Origin of the sequence: Bacillus sp. cl96, from assembly GCF_900100505.1 — a bacterium.
Classification (GTDB): Bacteria; Bacillota; Bacilli; order Bacillales; family Bacillaceae_G; genus Bacillus_A; species Bacillus_A cereus.
This window is the reverse complement of the sequence record NZ_FNDM01000006.1, coordinates 1-21,062: the sequence shown is the minus strand read 5'-3', so window position 1 is coordinate 21,062 and position 21,062 is coordinate 1. Positions and strand designations below refer to the sequence as shown.

The following is a 21,062-nucleotide window of genomic DNA, read 5'->3' as shown; positions in this document are numbered from 1 at the left end:
TAAAAGGAGAGGAACTTGCTGATTGAAGCTTTGTTTTACCGCGCTATTTGTGGGGTGGAATTTCTATCTCAAAGCTGGGCTGCTCGTAAGTGTCTGATGTGGGGCGAATGATGAGTGGGGATGAACAAAACGTTCGCTTATTATATTTGCTATATAATTTTCGTTTGAACTCTTGTGTGTACTTCGATTAAACTTGTGATTTTTTAGTGCTATTAATTTAGATGAATAAGATGGAGGGAAACACTGCTAAATTAAAGTTTTGTTTTCTTATATAGAGGAACGATTGGTGTAAAAAATTCATATAAAAAGGCGGAGATTGTTAGTTGAAGTCTTATTTTATGCTATTTTGTATATTTATTCATTTACATAAAAAGTAATAAATGTAAATGATAATTATAAAATAAATAGAATAAATATGTAAAAACACCACGGAATATGCGTTTTTCATGCAAAAAAACAAGAGAATTATCTTTTTTGAGTGCAATTCTCTTGTTTTATGTAATAAGTATGAAAAATAAGTACAAGGAATAATCAGTGGGAATTTCCCACTGATTACATGTAAGTTTTTTGTTGTGTATGAATTAGAAACTATTATTTTGAAGGTGAACCTTTAATATATTTCCACAAGTCATGGAAGACATTAGCTTTGTGTAATGTATTAAGTAGTACTAAGGTGACTGGGCCGATGATTAATCCTAAAAAGCCAAAAAGTTTAAAGCCGACAAATAGAGCGACGAGTGTTGCTAATGGATCGAGACCGATGTTAGATGAAAGTACTTTCGGCTCCATAATTTGTCTTTGGACAATCACGACGATGTATAAAATGAGAAGACCAATGGCGAATGCGGTATCGCCAGTGAAAAATACGTATATAACCCATGGAACAAAGACTGCGCCTGTTCCTAAATATGGTAGTAAATCTACAACCCCTGTAATAATCGCGATAGTAATGGCGTATGGTACGCGTAATATTAAAAGCCCGATTAGTACAATGACAGTTGTCATAGATACGAGTGTAAGTTGTGCTTTCACAAAACCAAACAAAGCTTTTCTTAAGTCGACAAAAATAGTTTTTCCATAGCCATGTACACGATTCGGTAGCAATTTTCTTGCTTTCTGAGCAAGACGGTGCCAATCGTAACTAATGAAGAAAGTGGCTAATAAAATGAATACAAGGACAGTTAAAGTTGTTGGCAGTGCACTAATGAAATTCGTTAACCCGCTTATAATGGCGGTTAAAAGTTCTTTCATTTGTGTTGTCGCTTCTGTTCCTAAGTTTTGAATGTTTTGTGTAATTGTATAGCGCTGTGGTTCTCCAAGATGATTAAATTTAGAGATTAAATCATCGTAGAGAGGCATAATATGATTAAGTGCAAATTGCTGAGCGAATGTAACGATATCTGGAAACTTTACTGTAACAAGTTGTAGTAAGTATGTTGTGGCAGATATTGCTTCAGTCACAAGATATGTAACAAGTCCAACGATAGCTCCAAATACGAGAATTAAGCTAACGAGTACTGCTAGTGCGCGAGGAAATTGTAGTTTTTGATTAAGGAAATTGACGACAGGATTAATCAAATAAGCAAATGCAAAAGCGATAATAAAAGGATAGATAAGCCCTGACATGTATAGTAATACATAGAACCCAGCTACCGTTGCTACAATGACAAATATGAGTCGCAATATCATATATAGTAAGTTTCGGTTCAAAGATGTATACCTCCCATTCCAATTTGGATTATCCTAATTCGTTCAACTTATAACGAGTGTGCCCCACTGATTAAAGTTTCACTTTATGTTATAGTGGAATGATGGATTTTTCCTGCTTTTTCAGTATGTGAGTGACTGTGAAAGCTTGGTGTTGATGCTTCTACTATATGGTAAAAACTTCATTTTCTCTTCTTTTTATTTTACCTGTTTCTAATTAGAAAAGAAAGAAGAGACGTCTGTTTTTTTAAATGTATACACGCTTAAATTTTTATGGTGAAAGTCTCAATTTATCATTTTAAAATACATAAAAAATGAAGTGATTCATGTTGAATAGGCATCGATATATCATGTATAACGATAGGTTTAAAGGTATTTTTGTTTGGAAATGAGTTCATTATTTTCAGAAAGGAAGTGCAAACATGATTAGTCAGTCAACGTTATTTTTATTCATACTACTTATTATAGGACTTATTGCGAAAAACCAATCGCTTACTGTGGCTATTGGTGTGTTATTTTTATTGAAGTTTACGTTTTTAGGAGATAAGGTCTTTCCTTATTTACAAACGAAAGGAATTAACCTAGGTGTAACGGTCATTACAATAGCGGTGCTCGTACCGATTGCGACGGGGGAAATAGGTTTTAAACAACTTGGAGAAGCGGCAAAATCTTATTATGCGTGGATTGCTTTAGCTTCAGGTGTAGCGGTCGCTTTGTTAGCGAAAGGCGGCGTACAATTGTTGACAACGGATCCCCACATTACAACTGCGCTTGTTTTTGGGACAATTATAGCGGTTGCGCTATTTAATGGGGTTGCTGTTGGTCCGTTAATTGGGGCTGGAATTGCCTATGCGGTTATGAGTATTATACAAATGTTTAAATAAGGAATTTTATAGTAATATAAAATTTTTGAATTCTTTCTGTTCACAAAAGTCAGATAATTGTTTATAATAGGATTAGAAACTTTGAAAAGTTACATAACAGCAGAGACTTTACACCAGATAAAATAAAAACAACATAAAACAATTTTATAATGATATTGTTTTATGTTGTTTTTATCATAAAACTCTTCGGAATTAATTTTCCTCACTAACTTGTTGTTTTGAGCGTGAGGATTCGGGGAGACATTCACGCTCATGCTTTCCATGTAAACAATGGACAATAAGAGGGGAACATTGCAACAAATTTGCATGATCGTGCATTTTGCTTGCCTAAAGAGTGAACGGGCGTTCATAATTCAAAAGGGGAGCAAATAGATATAAGGAGCAAGGTTGGGAGAATTTTCAGGAAAAGGAGAGAATGTCATGACTGTTATTCGAGGTTTAGAAGGGGTAGTAGCAACAACATCATCTGTGAGCTCTATTATTGATGATACATTAACTTATGTTGGGTATAATATTGATGATTTAGCTGAGAATGCTACGTTTGAAGAAGTAGTGTACTTATTATGGCACCGCAAGCTTCCTAATGAAAAAGAACTAGCAGAATTTAATGAAATTGTATCAGAATACTATAAAGTTCCAGGTGAGATTTTAACATATTTGAAACAAGTAGATTTAAAAATTGCACATCCGATGTCTGTTTTACGAACTGCAATTTCCATGCTATCATTATACGATGAGAGCGCTGAAATTATGGACGAAAAGTCCAATTATTTGAAAGCGGTTAAATTACAGGCGCAAGTAGGAACTTTAGTTGCTGCTTACGCGAGAATCCGTAAAGGTTTAGATATTGTTGAGCCAAGAAAGGATTTATCATTAGCTGCAAACTTCTTGTACATGTTAAATGATCGCGAGCCAAATGAAGTTGAAATTGAAGCTTTTGATAAGGCGCTTGTACTTCATGCAGATCATGAGTTAAACGCTTCTACATTTACTGCACGTGTTTGCGTAGCTACACTTTCAGATGTATATTCTGGTATTACAGCAGCAATCGGTGCATTAAAAGGTCCTCTTCACGGTGGGGCAAATGAAAATGTAATGAAGATGTTAACTGAGATTGGTGAAGAAGAAAATGTAGAGTCATATATTCATAATGCTCTTCAAAATAAAGTGAAAATCATGGGCTTTGGCCACCGTGTGTATGAGCAGGGTGATCCACGTGCAAAACACTTACGTGAAATGTCTAAGAGATTATGCGTGCTTTTAGGAGAAGAGAAATGGTATAATATGTCTATCAAAATTGAAGACATTGTAACAAAAGAAAAAGGTCTTCCACCAAATGTTGATTTCTATTCAGCTTCTGTATACCATTGTTTAGGAATTGACCATGACTTATTTACACCTATTTTTGCAATTAGCCGTATGTCAGGCTGGTTAGCTCATATTCTAGAACAATATGAAAACAACCGTTTAATTCGTCCGCGTGCTGATTATAATGGACCAACGCATCAAGTGTATGTTCCAATTGCACAACGATAAGCGAATAACACTATTTTGATAGTGAAAATACGCTTTCAAAAGTCTGATTTTTTCGGAAAGATGTAATGATTAGAATATTTTAATTTGACTAACGGTTTGAACTGAGGGGTTATTCCCTCAGTTTCATACATATGAAATTTCAAACATGGGGGTTATCACATTGACGACAGGTGAAAAAATTACTGTAACTAATGGTGTTATGAATGTACCAAACAATCCGATTATTCCATTTATCGAGGGAGATGGAATTGGTCCTGATATTTGGGCAGCTGCATCTCGCGTACTAGAAGCAGCAGTTGAAAAAGCTTATGATGGTGAGAAGAAAATCGTTTGGAAAGAAGTGCTTGCAGGGGAAAAAGCATTCAACCAAACAGGCGAGTGGTTACCAGAAGAAACTTTAAACTTAATTCGTGAATATTTAATCGCGATTAAAGGTCCACTTACAACTCCAGTTGGCGGTGGTATTCGTTCTCTAAACGTAGCACTTCGTCAAGAATTAGATTTATATGTATGTCTACGTCCAGTTCGTTATTTTGAAGGTGTTCCTTCACCTGTAAAACGTCCGGAAGATACTGATATGGTTATTTTCCGTGAAAATACAGAAGACATTTATGCTGGAATTGAATATGCGCAAGGATCTCCAGAAGCAGAAAAAGTTCTTGCTTTCTTAAAAGAAGCAATGGGTGTTAATAAAATCCGCTTCCCAGAAACATCTGGTATTGGTATTAAGCCAATTTCAGAAGAAGGGACAAAGCGTCTTGTTCGTGCTGCAATTCAATATGCAATTAACGAAAAACGCTCTTCTGTTACATTAGTTCATAAAGGAAACATTATGAAATTTACAGAAGGTGCTTTCAAAAACTGGGGTTACGAAGTAGCGGAACAAGAATTCGGCGACAAAGTATTTACTTGGGCTGAATACGATCGTATCGTTGAAAAAGATGGTAAAGATGCAGCGAATAAAGCGATGGCAGACGCTGAAGTGGCTGGAAAAATCATCGTAAAAGATTCTATTGCAGACATCTTCTTACAACAAATTTTAACTCGTCCACGTGAGTTCGATGTTGTTGCAACAATGAACTTAAATGGTGACTATATCTCTGATGCACTTGCTGCACAAGTAGGTGGAATTGGTATTGCACCTGGTGCAAACATTAACTATGTGACTGGACATGCTATCTTTGAAGCTACACACGGTACAGCTCCAAAATATGCAGGTTTAGATAAAGTAAACCCATCTTCTGTTCTTCTTTCAGGTGTATTATTATTAGAACACTTAGGATGGAACGAAGCTGCGAAATTAGTAACTGCTTCTGTTGAGAAAACAATTGCTTCAAAAGTAGTAACTTATGATTTCGCACGCTTAATGGAAGGTGCAACAGAAGTGAAATGTTCTGAGTTCGCTAATGAACTTATTAAAAACATGGATGTAGCGATAATCAAAAACGCATAATTAAAGCGGGGGGTAAATTATGACAATCAAACGCAAGAAGGTTTCAGTCATCGGTGCAGGATTTACAGGAGCAACAACGGCATTCTTATTAGCACAAAAAGAACTTGCAGATGTTGTATTAGTGGACATTCCACAACTGGAAAATCCAACAAAAGGGAAAGCGTTAGATATGTTAGAAGCGAGCCCAGTACAAGGTTTTGATGCTAACATTATTGGAACATCTGATTACGCAGATACTGCTGATTCTGACGTTGTCGTTATTACAGCAGGTATTGCACGTAAGCCTGGTATGAGCCGTGATGACTTAGTAGCAACAAACTCTAAAATTATGAAAAGTATTACGCGCGACATTGCAAAACATTCACCAAATGCAATTATTGTTGTGTTAACAAATCCAGTTGATGCAATGACATATTCTGTATTTAAAGAAGCAGGATTCCCGAAAGAGCGTGTAATCGGCCAATCGGGTGTATTAGATACAGCTCGTTTCCGTACATTCATCGCACAAGAATTAAATCTTTCTGTAAAAGACATTACAGGATTTGTTCTTGGCGGACACGGTGACGACATGGTACCTCTTGTGCGTTATTCTTATGCAGGCGGTATTCCGTTAGAAACGTTAATTCCGAAAGAGCGTTTAGAAGCAATCGTAGAACGTACACGTAAAGGTGGCGGTGAGATTGTAGGCTTATTAGGAAACGGTAGTGCATATTACGCACCAGCAGCTTCTTTAGTTGAAATGACAGAAGCAATCTTAAAAGATCAACGCCGTATATTACCAGCTATTGCGTACCTTGAAGGTGAGTATGGTTATAGTGACCTTTACTTAGGGGTACCAGTAATTCTAGGTGGTAACGGAATTGAAAAAATTATTGAATTAGAACTTCTTGCAGATGAAAAAGAAGCGTTAGATCGCTCTGTAGAATCTGTACGTAATGTAATGAAAGTTCTTGTTTAATAATTGAATAGTAGTGAAAAAGATTCGGGATTCCGAATCTTTTTCTACTATTTACCGAATTGTTTTTTTGAAATAATATGAAAACGCTATCATTTGTAATATCCTATAATGAAACTGTAGATTTATACTATACATTGCCCTCATCATAGTAAATTTCGGATAAGGTATCGCTTTTAGTAGGATAATAAGGTGAAAAAATCGGAGGGGGTTGTAACATGTTAAAGAAAAAAGTTCAAATTGGTCGTAAAATGGATGAAATTACAGTAGGAGAGAAATTATCTATCACTGAAAAAATTGAGGATAAAGATTTGTTATTGTACTTAGGGTTAACGAATGATGCCAATCCATTATATATTCAGCATGATTACGCATCCCAAACTCCGTATGAAAAGCCGATTGTACCAAGCATTATGCTAACGGGAATGATTACAACGGCGGTTACGAAATATTTACCGGGTCCAGGAAGTCATATTACGAGAAAGGACCTTACATTCGTGAAACATGTTCACCATTATGAAACGTTACAAATCCACTTTGAAGTTGTGGCTGTTTCTGAGGAGGAACATACAATTGATATGCTTGTATCTGCTCATGATGAAAAAGGAGAAACTGTTGTGAAAGGTTCATTAACAGTAACGCCACCTTTTAAATCAGTTTCTATTATGGAAAAAGCATTAGATAATTTTTAAAAAGATGAAAATATGAATAGCGCTAGCATACCTTTAATAAGGATGCTAGCGCTATTTTTAGTTGAAGAACCCTTCTTTGAACCCTTCAGCAAATTCTGAGCACCCCGTTTTAATCGTATCCCAGCTCGGAGCGTTAAAAGCAAGGATACATGTGACTGCTAAAGATAGAATGGATAGTATTAGTCGCATAATAGACCTCCTTATATTATTAATTTATATATTAAGATTAATAATATAATTATCGGTAATTGAAGTCAATTAAAGGAGTGGTTTTTTAGGTGAGGTGGAAAAGAGAAGACGTGATCTTTGAAACGGTAAGAGAAGCTGAAGTGTGGGCAGACCGGGTTGCGAATGAAATGTACGGGAGAGTATTTGATGGATATGAAACACCAGATTATAAAATAGCGTATGCTCTTTCGTTTTTCTTAGCACAAAATCAAGATTTTATAGTTCATACGGAAGTGAGCTTTAAAGAAGAGAGAGCAATCTATAAAGTTTGGCAAAATCCTGTGTAGTTGCAGGTGAATCGTAATTACTTCTATTTTCTCAATTCTACACAAACGATCTCCATGAATAGACAATTATATTGAGAGGGACCTTGTTTTCTAGTATGATGAGAATAACGGGGAAAATACTAGGATGAAGAAGGTTTCAAGTCTATAACTTGGAGGAAAAGAATGAACAATCGTATTTTAGTAGTTGATGATGAGGAATTTATCTTAACTTTAATCGAATTTAATTTACAACAAGCTGGGTTTGAAGTTATAACAGCGATGGATGGAGAAATGGCGCTTCAAAAAGCGACAACAGAACGCCCAGATTTAATTATATTAGATTTAATGCTTCCGAAAATGGATGGTATGGAAGTGTGTAAAGAATTACGATTGCAGCGCGTTATGACGCCGATTTTAATGTTAACGGCAAAAGATGATGAGTTTGATAAGGTGCTAGGCCTTGAACTTGGGGCGGATGATTATATGACAAAGCCATTTAGTCCAAGAGAAGTTGTTGCTCGTGTGAAGGCGATTTTGCGTCGTACGAAATTACAACAAGAAGAACAAGTTGCAGAAGCGCCAGATGAAGATAGCATCACAATTGCAGAACTTAAAATTTTACCGGAATTTTATGAGGCTTATTTCCAAGGAAGAAAGCTTGAATTAACACCAAAAGAATTTGAACTACTTGTGTATCTTGCGAAAAATAAAAGTCGCGTGTTAACACGTGATCAATTACTAAGTGCTGTATGGAATTACGATTTTGCTGGTGATACACGAATTGTTGATGTTCATATTAGCCATTTGCGCGATAAAATTGAACAAAATACGAAAAAACCGACGTACATTAAAACGATACGTGGTTTAGGATATAAATTAGAGGAGCCAAAAGGGAATGAATAAATTTCGTTCCAGGCTTCTTTTTACATTTGTTTCTCTTATTGTATTTATTTTAGTTGGACTAGGTTTATTACTAGAAACTGTGTTTGAAAACTACTATATAGATCATGCTAAAGAGAGAATGGTAAAAGAGACAGAGTATGTTGCGACGTTAGCAGAAGAGCAAGGGTTTGATAATGTCTTAAAAAATCCATACGTATTTGAAAAGTTAGAAGAAAAAATACCAGCTTCTATCGTATTTTTGGATGAAAAAAAGAAAGTTCAATATAGAAAAGGACAAGAATTGGCATTTAGTCCAGAGACGATTAAAGAACTTTCTTCGGAAGTGGCAAAACAACGAAGTAAAGTGATTACGAAAGAAACGGATCGAAAGAATGAATTTTATCATGCGGTGTTCGTTCAAGATGTAGAAGGAAAACAAGGATACATTTTGGTGAAAAGTATAATTGATCCTTTAAGAGACGTACATCAAAAAACGTGGGGATTATTAATTATCGGATTTGTCATTGCTTGTCTCGTAGTTGTATTTTTAGGTATGAAAATTACAGGGCAATATATTAGGCCAATTGAATCGGTTACGAAAGTTGCAATTGAATTGGCAAAGGGTAATTATAAAGCACGTGCATACGAAAGTCATTCGGATGAAACAGGGATGCTGAGTAAAGCGATTAATATTTTAGCTCGAAATTTACAAGAGATGACACTTGAACAAGAAATGCAGCAAGATCGTCTGCATACGTTAATTGAAAATATGGGAAGCGGAATGATTTTAATTGATAGCCGAGGATATATAAACCTTGTAAACCGCTCTTATAAGGAAACTTTCCACGTAACAGATGAAGAATATTTAGATCGCTTATATTATGAATCGTTTCATCATACAGAAATTATTGAGCTTGTAGAAGAAATCTTTATGACAGAAGTGAAAGTGCGTAAACAAATGTTATTGCCACTTGGAATTGAACGGAAGCATTTCGAAGTATATGGAGCGCCGATTATCGGGACAAACCATGAATGGAAAGGGATTGTTCTCGTATTCCATGACATAACAGAGTTAAAGAAATTAGAACAAATGAGAAAAGACTTTTTAGCGAATGTTTCTCATGAATTAAAGACACCGATTACTTCTATTAAAGGTTTTTCAGAAACACTCTTAGACGGAGCGATGGATAATAAAAAATTCTGCGAACATTTCTTGCACATTATTTTAAAAGAAAGTGAGCGCATGCAAGGATTAATTGAAGATTTATTAGATTTGTCGAAGATCGAACAACAAGGATTTAAATTAAATATGGGAACCGTTGATATGAAGGGGCTGCTTGAAGATATTCATATGGTACTTGATAATAAAGCAGGAGAAAAAGAAATCTCTTTACAAGTTAATGTATTAAAACGTGCCTCTGTTATTGGAGATCCAAGTCGTTTGAAACAAATCTTTATTAATTTAATTAATAACGCAATCGTATATACACCGGCTGGAGGCGTTGTTTCAGTAGAGTTAGCGGAAGATAAATATAATGCTTATATAAAAGTATCGGATACTGGAATTGGTATTAGTAAAGAGGAAATTCCGCGTATTTTTGAACGTTTCTACCGGGTGGATAAAGCAAGAAGTAGAAATACTGGTGGTACCGGCCTTGGATTGTCGATCGTAAAGCATTTAGTTGAGGCGCATCAAGGTACGATTACAGTAGATAGTGAAGTTGGAGAAGGGACAACGTTTACAGTTGTTTTACCGAAATCAGCAACTGAAAAATAGGATGAAGGATGTTTACAATATATTAACAATGGCTTAATTAAATATTAATAAAGCTCTGTTAATATAATACATGAAAACCCCTTCATCCAAGGAGTAATTTTGGACGAGAATAGTTAAGCTGTTCTCGTCACTTCCCTTTATGCCAATATAAGTCTGTTTTATATATGAAAGAAAATAGCCGTTATTTTTCTTCTCTCTATTAGTCATGTTAATATAGAGAGAGGAAAGGAACGGTTTTTTTCTGTGAAAAAAATCATTTCAAATTTGTATGGGGAGGTTTCAATTTTGGAAAAAAAGGTCGTATTAGTAGATGGTAATAATATCGCGTATCGTGCTTTCTTTGCACTACCGCTTTTAAATAACGACAAAGGTATACATACGAACGCAATTTACGGTTTTACAATGATGTTAATGAGAATATTAGAGGAAGAAAAGCCAACTCATATGTTAGTGGCGTTTGATGCAGGCAAAACAACGTTCCGTCATAAAACGTATAGTGAGTATAAAGGAGGACGTCAAAAGACTCCACCTGAATTATCAGAGCAGTTCCCGTTTATTCGTGAGATGCTGGATGCGTTCAATGTACCGCGTTATGAATTAGAAAATTATGAAGCGGATGACATCATGGGAACGTTAGCGAAAGAAGCGAGTGAGCAAGGGGCGAGTGTAAAAGTTATTTCAGGAGATAAAGATTTACTTCAACTTGTTTCTGATAACACGCTTGTATGTATTCCGCGAAAAGGGATTACAGAAGTGGATGAATATACGAAAGAAGCTTTATTTGAAAAATACAGCTTATCACCAAAGCAAATTATCGATATGAAAGGTTTAATGGGAGACCAATCAGATAATATTCCGGGTGTACCAGGAGTTGGTGAAAAAACGGCGATTAAATTGTTAACACAGTTTGGAACGGTTGAAGAAGTGTATGAAAATCTAGATCAAGTAAGTGGGAAGAAATTAAAAGAAAAACTGGAAGAAAATAAAGAACAAGCTCTTATGAGTAAGGATCTTGCAACTATTATTACAGATGCGCCGATTACAGTTCATGTGGATGATATGGCGTATAAAGGATATGAAGCAAGTGATGTCATTCCAATGTTCGAGAGTTTAGGATTTACATCTCTTTTAAATAAATTAGGCGTTACGCCAGAAGAAACAGCTCCAGCTGAATTAGATGATATTACATTTGATATTGTGGAAGAAGTTACAGAAGAAATGCTTCAGCAAGATAGTGCGCTTATCGTTGAAGTACAAGAAGATAACTATCATAAAGCAGACATTCAAGGTTTCGGTATTCAAAATGAAAATGGATGTTACTTTATTCAGACAGACATTGCTCTTAAGTCAGATGCTTTTAAAGAGTGGCTTGCAGATGGAGAGATGAGAAAGCATACATTTGATGCGAAGCGTGCAATCGTTGCACTGAAATGGAATGGGATAGATATGCAAGGGATTGACTTTGATCTATTAATCGCTGCTTATTTACTTGACCCGGCTGATACAGATAAAGATTTCCGTACTGTAGCGAAAATGAAAGAAACGCATGCTGTGAAATCAGATGAAGAAGTTTACGGAAAAGGTGCGAAACGTGCTGTTCCAGAGTTAAAGGTAGTCGCGGAGCATGTGGCTCGTAAAGTGCATGTATTATATGATGTAAAGCAAACATTCGTTGAAGAGTTAAAGAAGAATGAGCAATATGAACTGTTTACAGAGTTAGAATTGCCGCTTGCACGTGTATTAGCTGATATGGAAGTAAAGGGTGTAAAAGTTGATACAGAGCGTCTTCGTAATATGGGAGAAGAACTTGCGGGTAGATTAAAGGAAATGGAACAGGAAATCTATAAGCTTGCGGGAACAGAGTTTAATATTAATTCACCGAAGCAGCTTGGTGTTATTCTGTTTGAGAACTTAAACTTACCGGTTATTAAAAAGACGAAAACAGGTTATTCTACGTCAGCTGATGTACTAGATAAGCTTATGAATCACCATGAAATTATTCCAAATATTTTACATTATCGTCAATTAGGGAAACTAAATTCAACTTATATTGAAGGTTTACTGAAAGTTGTACATGAAGATTCATCTAAAATTCATACTCGCTTTAATCAAGTGTTAACGCAAACAGGTCGATTAAGTTCAACGGATCCGAACTTGCAAAATATCCCGATTCGATTAGAAGAAGGAAGAAAGATTCGTCAGGCATTTGTTCCTTCAGAAGAAGGATGGATTATGTATGCGGCTGATTATTCACAAATCGAACTGCGTGTATTAGCTCATATTGCAAATGATAAAGGGCTAGTTGAAGCGTTCCAACATGACATGGATATTCATACGAAAACAGCTATGGATGTATTTGGCGTTGAAAAAGATGAAGTAACTTCAAATATGAGACGACAAGCGAAAGCTGTTAACTTCGGAATTGTGTATGGTATTAGTGATTATGGTCTTTCACAAAACTTAGGAATTACAAGAAAAGCAGCAGCGGAATTTATTGAAAAGTATTTAGAAAGTTTCCCTGGTGTACAAGAATACATGGAGGACATCGTAAAAGATGCGAAACAAAAAGGATATGTAGCTACATTATTAAATCGTCGCCGTTATATTCCAGAAATTACGAGTCGTAATTTTAACTTGCGTAGCTTCGCTGAGCGTACAGCGATGAATACACCAATTCAAGGTACTGCAGCAGATATTATTAAAAAAGCGATGATTATTATGGCAGATCGTTTAGAAGAAGAAGGATTACAAGCGCGTCTTCTTCTGCAAGTACACGATGAATTAATATTTGAAGCACCAAAAGAAGAAATCGAAAAATTAGAGCAGCTTGTACCTGAAGTAATGGAACATGCGATTGAACTTGCAGTTCCGCTGAAAGTTGATTATTCTTACGGTCCAACTTGGTACGACGCAAAATAAGGAAGTGATGAAATGCCTGAATTACCAGAGGTTGAAAACGTCAGACGGACACTTGAAAATCTTGTAACAGGAAAAACGATTGAAGATGTTATTGTTACTTATCCAAAAATAGTGAAACGACCGGATGATGCAGAAATCTTTAAAGAAATGCTAAAAGGCGAGAAGATTGAAAATATAAAGCGAAGAGGAAAGTTTTTGCTTTTATATGTAACGAATTATGTCATTGTTTCACATTTGCGTATGGAAGGTAAGTTTTTATTACATCAAGAGGATGAGCCGATTGATAAACATACGCACGTCCGTTTCTTATTTACAGATGGAACGGAATTACATTATAAAGATGTGAGAAAGTTTGGTACGATGCATCTCTTTAAGAAAGGTGAAGAAATGAACCAAATGCCTCTTGCTGACTTAGGTCCGGAGCCATTTGATGCTGAAATGACACCGCAGTATTTACAAGAAAGATTACAAAAGACAAATCGTAAAATAAAAGTTGTGCTACTGGACCAGCGTCTTTTAGTAGGGCTTGGAAATATATATGTAGATGAAGTTTTATTCCGTTCTCAAATCCATCCAGAACGAGAAGCTTCGTCTTTAACAGTAGAAGAAATTGAGCGAATTTATGAGGCTACCGTTACAACGCTAGGCGAAGCAGTAAAGCGTGGCGGAAGTACAATTCGGACGTATATCAACTCACAAGGGCAAATTGGTTCGTTCCAAGAACTCCTAAATGTATATGGGAAAAAAGGAGAGCCGTGCGTAACTTGTGGCACGATATTAGAAAAAACAGTTGTTGGCGGGCGAGGAACGCATTACTGCCCAATTTGTCAGCCTAGAATATAGAAAAGAGATAACATCGGATAGGCATTTGTCATATACATACAGCAGAGCTATGTATAAGGGAGGAGCTTACCGATGTACCTTTATTTATCTCTTATTTTATTAGCTTTTACATTAAGCTTAGATAGCTGTAGTGTAGGGCTAACATATGGTTTAAGAAGCGTAAGAATTCCACTAAGATCAATTATAATTATCGGAATGTGTTCAGCGGCTGTTATGCTTGTTTCAATGGGAATTGGACATATGATCGCGAAAGTATTTTCACCTGTTATCGCAACGCGTATCGGTGGGCTTGTTCTTATTGGAATAGGGATTTGGGTATTATATCAATTTTTTCGAAGTGAGAGAAAAGAAGAACCGAAGCAAGAGGAGAAGGTCTGGAAATTAGAGATTGCCTCGCTAGGCCTAGTGATTCAAATTTTACGGAAACCGACTGTTGCAGATTTTGATAAATCAGGCACCATTTCTGCAGGAGAAGCATTACTTCTTGGTATAGCTCTTTCTGTAGATTCATTTGGTGCCGGAATTGGTGCATCTTTATTAGGGTATGCACCCGCTATGATGGCGATATTAGTTGCAGTTATGAGTTCTTTGTTTTTATTTATTGGAATGAAACTTGGAACGGTTTTATCAAATATGAAGTGGTTACAAAAATTTACATTCCTGCCTGGAGTATTACTCATCATTATTGGAATTTGGAAAATGTAAGTATGGGCGTGGAACATTAGTTTCGCGCCTTTTATTATGAGGAGGATTATTATGACAGTAGTAATTGGATTAACGGGAGGCATTGCAAGCGGAAAAAGTACAGTGTCTCAAATGTTTCGTGAACTGAGCATACCAGTTATTGATGCAGATATTATCGCAAGAGAAGTTGTAGAGCGAGGAAAACCAGCATATAACAAAATAGTAGAAGTATTTGGAACGGAAGTGTTACAAGAGGATGGAGAACTAGATCGTCCAAAACTAGGAAGTGTCGTTTTCTATAATGAAGAAAAACGATTGCAGTTAAATAAAATTGTTCATCCTGCAGTGCGTGAGGAAATGAATAGGCAAAAGGAAATGTACATAAAAGAAGGTATGCAAGCGGTTGTGTTAGATATTCCTCTCTTATTTGAAAGCAAATTAACAAGTCTCGTTGACCGCATTTTAGTTGTAGCGGTTAAGCCGCATACGCAATTAGAACGTTTAATGAAACGAAATAACTTTTTAGAAGAAGAAGCAACAGCTCGTATTCAATCTCAAATGCCGTTAGAAGAAAAAGTGAAAAATGCAGATGAAGTGATAAATAATGATGGCACAATTATGGGAACGAAAACACAATTGCAGGTAATTTTAAAAAAGTGGAACATTATTGACTAAAAAATTGTGAAATTAATGAAAATGCTTAGTGACATATCCCCTTTTTGTGTTATACTATTATTGGGATTGGAGATAAATAGTATAACGCATTCAAGGGGGATAACATATTATGACTCGTGTGGCAATTAATGGATTTGGACGTATTGGGAGAATGGTATTTCGTCAAGCAATAAAAGAAAGCGCATTCGAAATTGTAGCAATCAATGCAAGCTATCCATCTGAAACGTTAGCACACTTAATTAAATATGATACAGTTCATGGCAAGTTTGACGGAACAGTAGAAGCATTTGAAGATCACTTATTAGTTGATGGAAAAATGATTCGCCTTTTAAACAACCGCGATCCAAAGGAATTGCCTTGGACAGATTTAGGTGTTGAAGTTGTAATTGAAGCAACTGGTAAATTTAATTCGAAAGAAAAAGCAATTCTTCACGTTGAAGCTGGAGCGAAAAAAGTTATTTTAACAGCGCCTGGTAAAAATGAAGATGTAACAATTGTAGTTGGTGTGAACGAAGACCAATTAGATATTACAAAACATACTGTTATTTCAAATGCATCTTGTACAACAAATTGTTTAGCGCCTGTTGTGAAGGTGTTAGATGAGCAGTTTGGAATTGAAAACGGTTTAATGACGACAGTTCACGCTTATACAAATGACCAAAAAAATATTGATAACCCACATAAAGATTTAAGAAGAGCACGTGCTTGCGGACAATCAATCATTCCGACAACGACAGGTGCTGCGAAAGCGCTAGCAAAAGTTCTTCCACATTTAAACGGAAAACTTCATGGTATGGCACTTCGTGTACCAACACCAAACGTGTCTCTTGTTGATTTAGTAGTAGATGTAAAACGCGATGTGACAGTTGAAGCTATTAACGATGCATTCAAAACTGTTGCAAACGGTGCGTTAAAAGGTATTGTAGAATTCAGCGAAGAGCCTTTAGTATCTATCGACTTTAATACAAATACACACTCAGCTATTATCGATGGTTTATCTACAATGGTAATGGGTGATCGTAAAGTGAAAGTACTTGCTTGGTATGATAACGAGTGGGGTTACTCTCGTCGTGTTGTAGATCTTGTAACGTTAGTTGTTGAAGAGTTAGCGAAACAAGAAAATGTGCAACACATTTAAGTGAATAAGGGAGGAGAGGGCAAGGCGATATTTGCCCTCTTTTTTTAATTTTTTCTGAAAAGGAAAAAAATTATATAAGTATATTTTAAAAAGTGGACATACCACGAAACGTTGTGATTACTGCATTTGTGAATCGTTTATTTTTTTTAGGGAAAAGTAAAGAGGAAAATATGACAGAAAATCGAAAAAACTGTTGTTGCAAAATGAAAATAAACAAAGTATACTAACACTCGTAAACTTAAGAGCTGAGGTACGTAGTCACTACTTAAAGGGTTAGGACCTCTCTGGACTAACTTTCCCCCGTGGTAGTGGAGCAAGCCAAATTGCAAATTAGTTTTCAATTCGAACAGTTAGAATAAATTTACAAGGGGGAACTGTAGAATGGATACTATGGATACGATGGGTCGTCACGTGATCGCTGAACTTTGGGATTGCGATTTCGACAAGCTTAATGACATGCCGTATATTGAACAATTATTTGTGGATGCAGCACTAAGAGCTGGTGCTGAAGTGCGTGAGGTTGCTTTCCATAAATTTGCACCACAAGGTGTAAGTGGAGTAGTAATTATCTCAGAATCACATTTAACAATTCATAGCTTTCCGGAGCACGGTTACGCAAGTATTGATGTTTATACTTGTGGGGATCGTATTGATCCAAATGTTGCTGCAGAATATATTGCAGAAGGTTTAAACGCGAAAACGCGTGAGAGCATCGAGCTTCCTCGAGGCACTGGTAGCTTCGAAATTAAGCAGAGAGAAACAAAAGCTCTTTAAAAAAGAACATAATTGATTTAAAATGTAAAGAGGTGTATAATGCACCTCTTTTTTAGTTTATAAAAAAGGGAAAATATAACGTACTCGTTAGTTGAATAAATTGGACTCTTGCAAATGAGGTAGTGCCCTATATACCATCTTATTTTTAAGGATGAGATGATAAAGTGATGCGCTGGAACTTAAAGTGGTAAGAGAGTTAGAATGAGTTATATAATATTGTATATATATTTTAGGTGAAGTGAGTAGAGAAAAATAAAGAGTATAGTGTAAAGGAGTGAATGAATTGCGTTGTCCATCCTGTTCTCATAATGGTACAAGAGTGTTAGATTCGCGTCCGGTAGACGAGGGGCGCTCTATTCGAAGAAGGAGAGAGTGTGAAAGCTGCTTAAGTCGCTTTACGACCTTTGAAAGGGTAGAAGAGTCACCTCTTATCGTTGTAAAAAAAGAAGGCACACGAGAAGAGTTTAATAAAGAAAAGATTTTACGCGGTTTAATTAAAGCGTGTGAAAAAAGACCAGTATCTTTAAGACAATTAGAAGAAGTAACACAAAGCGTGGAACGTGAACTGCGTAATTTAGGTATATCAGAAGTGAAAAGTGATATGATTGGTGAAATTGTTATGGAAGAACTTCGCGATATTGATGATGTTGCTTACGTACGTTTTGCTTCTGTATATCGTCAATTTAAAGATTTAAATGTATTTATTGAAGAATTAAAAGATATACTGCAAAAAGAAAGAGAGTAGAAGTTGTATTTTATTCTCTTTACATACCGTAAGTAATAGGATAAGAGAGCTAGAAGCGCAAGCTAATAGCTCTTTTTCACTAAGAATTTATATAATGAAGATAGAACGAATGAAGTAGAGGATAGATTGGATGAGAGAAAGGAAAAGCAAGAATGGAAAAACAGTCATGGATGGAGCTATTGCCGATTGATCGTTATAAAGTAAGTGCGAAAGGACTACTGCACAATTACGACCGAAAAGTGTTAACGATGTTGTATCAGCCGTTAATAGGTAGTAGAGCTTTTAGCTTATACATGACACTATGGGGAGAGCTTGAGCAAGATCGTGTATTTGGAAAAGAGAATACGCATCATTCCCTTATGGTGACTATGCAAATGCAACTTCCTGAAGTATATGAGGAACGAGTAAAGTTAGAGGCAATTGGGCTTTTGAAGGTATATATTAAGAAAGAAAAAGATATTCGAATGTTCATATATGAGTTGCAACCACCTTTATCTCCGAAGCAGTTTTTTGATGATATTGTTTTAAGTATCTTTTTATACAATCGATTGAGCAGGACAAAATATAATCAAGTAAAGCAATATTTCTTAGAAGAAGAATTTGATTTTGCTTCTTATGAAAATGTTACGCGTTCTTTCAATGATGTGTTTGGTTCGTTTAATCCAGGACAACTTGAGCATGCGCAAGAAGACCTTCGTATTCCAAAAACGACAACTATGCCAAGTAACGAGAAGGGAGACGCTCCGAAAGTTTGGAATGATTTCTTTGATTTCTCTTTATTTGTAGATGGATTGTCCGCTCTTGTTCCTAAAAAGGCGATTACAGATCAAGTGAGAGACTGCGTTATAACACTTGCTTACGTGTATGGTGTAGATGTGTTATCGATGCAAAATATCGTTCTTGGTGCAGTGACAGAGATGCAAACAATTGATATGGAAAGGCTTAGAAAAGGAGCGCGCGATTGGTATCAATTTGAAAATGGTCAAGCATTACCGGTATTAAGTGAAAGAGTACAGCCTCATGCTGCACGTACGATGAAAGAGAAAGAGCCTTCATCGCAAGAGGAGATGCTAATAAAGCAGCTAGAGGAAATCTCACCAAAACAACTATTGAAAGAGATTTCTGGTGGTGCAGAGGCAACGAAAGCGGACTTGCAAATCGTTGAAGATGTCATGATTAATCAAAAATTGACACCAGGAGTTGTGAATGTACTTATTTATTACGTTATGCTACGCTCAGATATGAAACTTGCGAAAACGTATGTCGAGAAGATTGCTGGGCATTGGGCACGTAAAAAGGTCGGTACAGTAGCGGACGCGATGGCGTTAGCGAAAGAAGAGAACCGTCAATATCAAGAGTGGGCTGAGACGAAGAAAAAAGGCCGTACGGCGAAGAAAACGGTGCGGAAAGAAATGGTGCCAGATTGGCTTAAGGAAGAAGAGCCGAAAGAACAAGAGAAAGAAACAGTGAAGAAAGATGTAAGTGTAGAAAAAGATGCAAGTACGCTAGAAGATGAACGAAAACGACTAGAAGAAGTGTTAAAAAAATATAAGCGTGATTAATAGAAGAGAATGAACGCTCTTTGAGGTGAGAAAATGGAGCATATTCAAAATTCATTTGCAAAATTAATGGAAAATGAAAACTTTAAAAATAGATATGAAGTATTAAAGGCAGAAGTAATGGCGCATCCGCGTGTGAAAGAATTTATAGATGAACATAAGGGTGAAGTAACGACTTCTATGATTGAGCGCAGTCTTGTGAAGTTATATGAATATATTGGACAAAGTGTAGGTTGCGTGGATTGTCCGGATTTAGGCTCATGTAAAAATATGCTACAAGGGTACGAGCCAAAGCTTGTTATTCAAGGGAAGATGATTGATATTCAATACGATCGCTGCGTTAGAAAAGTAGCGCATGACGAGAGAAAGAAATATGAAAAACTTGTTCAAAGTGTATATATGCCAACGGATATTTTACAGGCAACTATGGAAAACTTAGATCCTTCTGATTTAAATGCACGTATCGATGCGATTGGTGCAGCGAATGAATTTTTAAGTACATATGAACCAGGTAAAAAAGCACAAGGTTTATATTTGTACGGTAAATTTGGTGTAGGAAAAACGTATTTGTTAGGAGCAATAGCGAACGAGCTTGCTCGAAAGAAAATAAGTTCGATGCTCGTATACTTCCCGGAATTTTTACGTGAAATTAAAAGTTCAATTCAAGATAATTCGATTGGTGAGAAGATTGATGCGGTTAAACGCGTACAAGTTTTAATGTTAGATGATATCGGGGCAGAAGCGATGTCAAGCTTTGTCCGTGACGATGTACTCGGTGCAATCTTACAATTCCGTATGTTAGAAAACTTACCGACGTTCTTTACGTCTAATTTTGATTTTAAACAACTGGAACACCATTTAACGTATACGCAGCGTGGCGAGGCTGAAGAAATGAAGGCAGCACGTATTATGGAACGAATTAAATATTTAGCGAAACCAATTCCGATTGGTGGGAAAAACCGTCGTCATAAGTAAAAGAGCAAGCTGAGTGAACTGCACCCCAATTGTTAGACACAGCCTAACAATTGGGGGTGCAGTTTTTCTATGGCTAAATTTACAGCTGATGAAAAAATACAAATCGTTCTACGTTATTTGAACGGAAATGAAAGTTATCGAGAAATGGGTAGATCGCTCGGTATAAGTGACACAATCATTTTGAATTGGGTAAACCAATATAAACAGAATGGTCTGGAAGCTTTTCTAAAACGATGTACAAATTACACACAACAATTTAAACTAGACGTACTAAACTTTATGATTGAAAACGGTATGTCCTTATTTGAGACGGCAGCTATCTTTAATATTCCTGCCCCTTCAACGATTTCTGTTTGGAAAAAACAGCTCG

Annotated in this window: 20 protein-coding genes; 18 read left to right on the top strand and 2 right to left on the bottom strand. The window is 36.2% G+C overall.

The window, feature by feature from the left end:
* Positions 1 to 591: 591 nt before the first annotated feature.
* Positions 592 to 1,710, bottom strand: coding sequence for a sporulation integral membrane protein YtvI (ytvI, locus tag BLT20_RS14790; protein WP_001081388.1), 1,119 nt, complete (start codon positions 1,708 to 1,710; stop codon positions 592 to 594).
* A gap of 419 nt (positions 1,711 to 2,129) precedes the next feature.
* Between ytvI and BLT20_RS14785 the strand changes: the two genes are divergently transcribed.
* The 5 genes from BLT20_RS14785 to BLT20_RS14760 all read left to right on the top strand — a co-directional run bounded on the left by BLT20_RS14785 (position 2,130) and on the right by BLT20_RS14760 (position 7,227).
* On the top strand, positions 2,130 to 2,591 hold the full coding sequence (locus BLT20_RS14785; protein ID WP_000625507.1) for a DUF441 domain-containing protein: 462 nt from the start codon (positions 2,130 to 2,132) through the stop codon (positions 2,589 to 2,591).
* A gap of 387 nt (positions 2,592 to 2,978) precedes the next feature.
* A complete protein-coding gene (citZ, locus tag BLT20_RS14775) occupies positions 2,979 to 4,127 on the top strand; it encodes a citrate synthase (RefSeq protein ID WP_000503652.1) in 1,149 nt (382 codons plus the stop codon).
* Positions 4,128 to 4,287: 160 nt separating this feature from the next.
* Complete coding sequence (gene icd, locus BLT20_RS14770; RefSeq protein WP_000206898.1) at positions 4,288 to 5,580, top strand: NADP-dependent isocitrate dehydrogenase; 1,293 nt, start codon at positions 4,288 to 4,290, stop codon at positions 5,578 to 5,580.
* 19 nt (positions 5,581 to 5,599) lie between these two features.
* The gene (gene mdh, locus BLT20_RS14765) at positions 5,600 to 6,538 is read left to right on the top strand and encodes a malate dehydrogenase (protein ID WP_000153230.1); all 939 of its coding nucleotides are present in this window, start codon (positions 5,600 to 5,602) and stop codon (positions 6,536 to 6,538) included.
* Between the two features lie 215 nt (positions 6,539 to 6,753).
* On the top strand, positions 6,754 to 7,227 hold the full coding sequence (locus BLT20_RS14760; protein ID WP_000914180.1) for a MaoC family dehydratase: 474 nt from the start codon (positions 6,754 to 6,756) through the stop codon (positions 7,225 to 7,227).
* A 57-nt stretch (positions 7,228 to 7,284) separates the two neighbouring features.
* On the opposite strand, the gene BLT20_RS31060 is transcribed toward BLT20_RS14760, so the two are convergent.
* Positions 7,285 to 7,416, bottom strand: a complete 132-nt coding sequence (locus tag BLT20_RS31060) for a hypothetical protein (RefSeq protein ID WP_001237022.1) — start codon at positions 7,414 to 7,416, stop codon at positions 7,285 to 7,287.
* 89 nt (positions 7,417 to 7,505) lie between these two features.
* Here BLT20_RS31060 and BLT20_RS14750 point away from each other — a divergent pair, with 89 nt between their 5' ends.
* From BLT20_RS14750 to BLT20_RS14685, 13 genes are all read left to right on the top strand, one after another.
* Positions 7,506 to 7,742: a hypothetical protein gene (locus BLT20_RS14750; protein ID WP_001267385.1), complete on the top strand. Its 237-nt coding sequence runs from the start codon at positions 7,506 to 7,508 to the stop codon at positions 7,740 to 7,742.
* 162 nt (positions 7,743 to 7,904) lie between these two features.
* Positions 7,905 to 8,624 carry a two-component system response regulator PhoP gene (gene phoP, locus BLT20_RS14745; RefSeq protein WP_001065220.1) on the top strand — a complete coding sequence of 240 codons (720 nt, stop codon included), beginning with the start codon at positions 7,905 to 7,907 and terminating at the stop codon, positions 8,622 to 8,624.
* Positions 8,617 to 10,380 (top strand): sensory box histidine kinase PhoR, encoded by a 1,764-nt coding sequence (phoR, locus tag BLT20_RS14740; protein ID WP_001032106.1) that lies wholly within the window; start codon positions 8,617 to 8,619, stop codon positions 10,378 to 10,380. Before phoP ends, phoR begins: the two co-directional genes overlap by 8 nt.
* 285 nt (positions 10,381 to 10,665) lie before the next feature.
* Positions 10,666 to 13,299, top strand: a complete 2,634-nt coding sequence (polA, locus tag BLT20_RS14735; protein ID WP_000412825.1) for a DNA polymerase I — start codon at positions 10,666 to 10,668, stop codon at positions 13,297 to 13,299.
* 12 nt (positions 13,300 to 13,311) lie between these two features.
* Complete coding sequence (gene mutM, locus BLT20_RS14730; protein ID WP_001114478.1) at positions 13,312 to 14,142, top strand: DNA-formamidopyrimidine glycosylase; 831 nt, start codon at positions 13,312 to 13,314, stop codon at positions 14,140 to 14,142.
* Between the two features lie 72 nt (positions 14,143 to 14,214).
* A complete protein-coding gene (ytaF, locus tag BLT20_RS14725) occupies positions 14,215 to 14,847 on the top strand; it encodes a sporulation membrane protein YtaF (protein ID WP_000281747.1) in 633 nt (210 codons plus the stop codon).
* A gap of 51 nt (positions 14,848 to 14,898) precedes the next feature.
* Complete coding sequence (gene coaE / locus BLT20_RS14720) at positions 14,899 to 15,501, top strand: dephospho-CoA kinase (protein ID WP_000219314.1); 603 nt, start codon at positions 14,899 to 14,901, stop codon at positions 15,499 to 15,501.
* Positions 15,502 to 15,610: 109 nt separating this feature from the next.
* On the top strand, positions 15,611 to 16,639 hold the full coding sequence (locus BLT20_RS14715) for a glyceraldehyde-3-phosphate dehydrogenase (protein WP_000198974.1): 1,029 nt from the start codon (positions 15,611 to 15,613) through the stop codon (positions 16,637 to 16,639).
* A 390-nt stretch (positions 16,640 to 17,029) separates the two neighbouring features.
* Complete coding sequence (gene speD, locus BLT20_RS14705) at positions 17,030 to 17,413, top strand: adenosylmethionine decarboxylase (protein ID WP_002003660.1); 384 nt, start codon at positions 17,030 to 17,032, stop codon at positions 17,411 to 17,413.
* 283 nt (positions 17,414 to 17,696) lie between these two features.
* Positions 17,697 to 18,158 carry a transcriptional regulator NrdR gene (gene nrdR, locus BLT20_RS14700; protein ID WP_001203687.1) on the top strand — a complete coding sequence of 154 codons (462 nt, stop codon included), beginning with the start codon at positions 17,697 to 17,699 and terminating at the stop codon, positions 18,156 to 18,158.
* A gap of 152 nt (positions 18,159 to 18,310) precedes the next feature.
* Complete coding sequence (locus BLT20_RS14695) at positions 18,311 to 19,720, top strand: replication initiation and membrane attachment family protein (protein ID WP_000415049.1); 1,410 nt, start codon at positions 18,311 to 18,313, stop codon at positions 19,718 to 19,720.
* Positions 19,721 to 19,753: 33 nt separating this feature from the next.
* Positions 19,754 to 20,692, top strand: a complete 939-nt coding sequence (gene dnaI / locus BLT20_RS14690; RefSeq protein WP_000400104.1) for a primosomal protein DnaI — start codon at positions 19,754 to 19,756, stop codon at positions 20,690 to 20,692.
* A 69-nt stretch (positions 20,693 to 20,761) separates the two neighbouring features.
* Positions 20,762 to 21,062, top strand: a 301-nt coding sequence (locus BLT20_RS14685) for a helix-turn-helix domain-containing protein (protein ID WP_139195752.1), incomplete at its 3' end; no start/stop codon positions are given.

Coding starts and splice junctions, on each gene's coding strand:
- BLT20_RS14785 (WP_000625507.1), top strand. CDS start 2,130: ATGATTAGTCAGTCAACGTTATTTTTATTCATACTACTTATTATAGGA.
- mutM (WP_001114478.1), top strand. CDS start 13,312: ATGCCTGAATTACCAGAGGTTGAAAACGTCAGACGGACACTTGAAAAT.
- phoR (WP_001032106.1), top strand. CDS start 8,617: ATGAATAAATTTCGTTCCAGGCTTCTTTTTACATTTGTTTCTCTTATT.
- speD (WP_002003660.1), top strand. CDS start 17,030: ATGGATACGATGGGTCGTCACGTGATCGCTGAACTTTGGGATTGCGAT.
- ytaF (WP_000281747.1), top strand. CDS start 14,215: ATGTACCTTTATTTATCTCTTATTTTATTAGCTTTTACATTAAGCTTA.
- BLT20_RS14760 (WP_000914180.1), top strand. CDS start 6,754: ATGTTAAAGAAAAAAGTTCAAATTGGTCGTAAAATGGATGAAATTACA.
- phoP (WP_001065220.1), top strand. CDS start 7,905: ATGAACAATCGTATTTTAGTAGTTGATGATGAGGAATTTATCTTAACT.
- BLT20_RS14715 (WP_000198974.1), top strand. CDS start 15,611: ATGACTCGTGTGGCAATTAATGGATTTGGACGTATTGGGAGAATGGTA.
- BLT20_RS31060 (WP_001237022.1), bottom strand. CDS start 7,416: ATGCGACTAATACTATCCATTCTATCTTTAGCAGTCACATGTATCCTT.
- mdh (WP_000153230.1), top strand. CDS start 5,600: ATGACAATCAAACGCAAGAAGGTTTCAGTCATCGGTGCAGGATTTACA.
- coaE (WP_000219314.1), top strand. CDS start 14,899: ATGACAGTAGTAATTGGATTAACGGGAGGCATTGCAAGCGGAAAAAGT.
- BLT20_RS14695 (WP_000415049.1), top strand. CDS start 18,311: ATGGAAAAACAGTCATGGATGGAGCTATTGCCGATTGATCGTTATAAA.
- dnaI (WP_000400104.1), top strand. CDS start 19,754: ATGGAGCATATTCAAAATTCATTTGCAAAATTAATGGAAAATGAAAAC.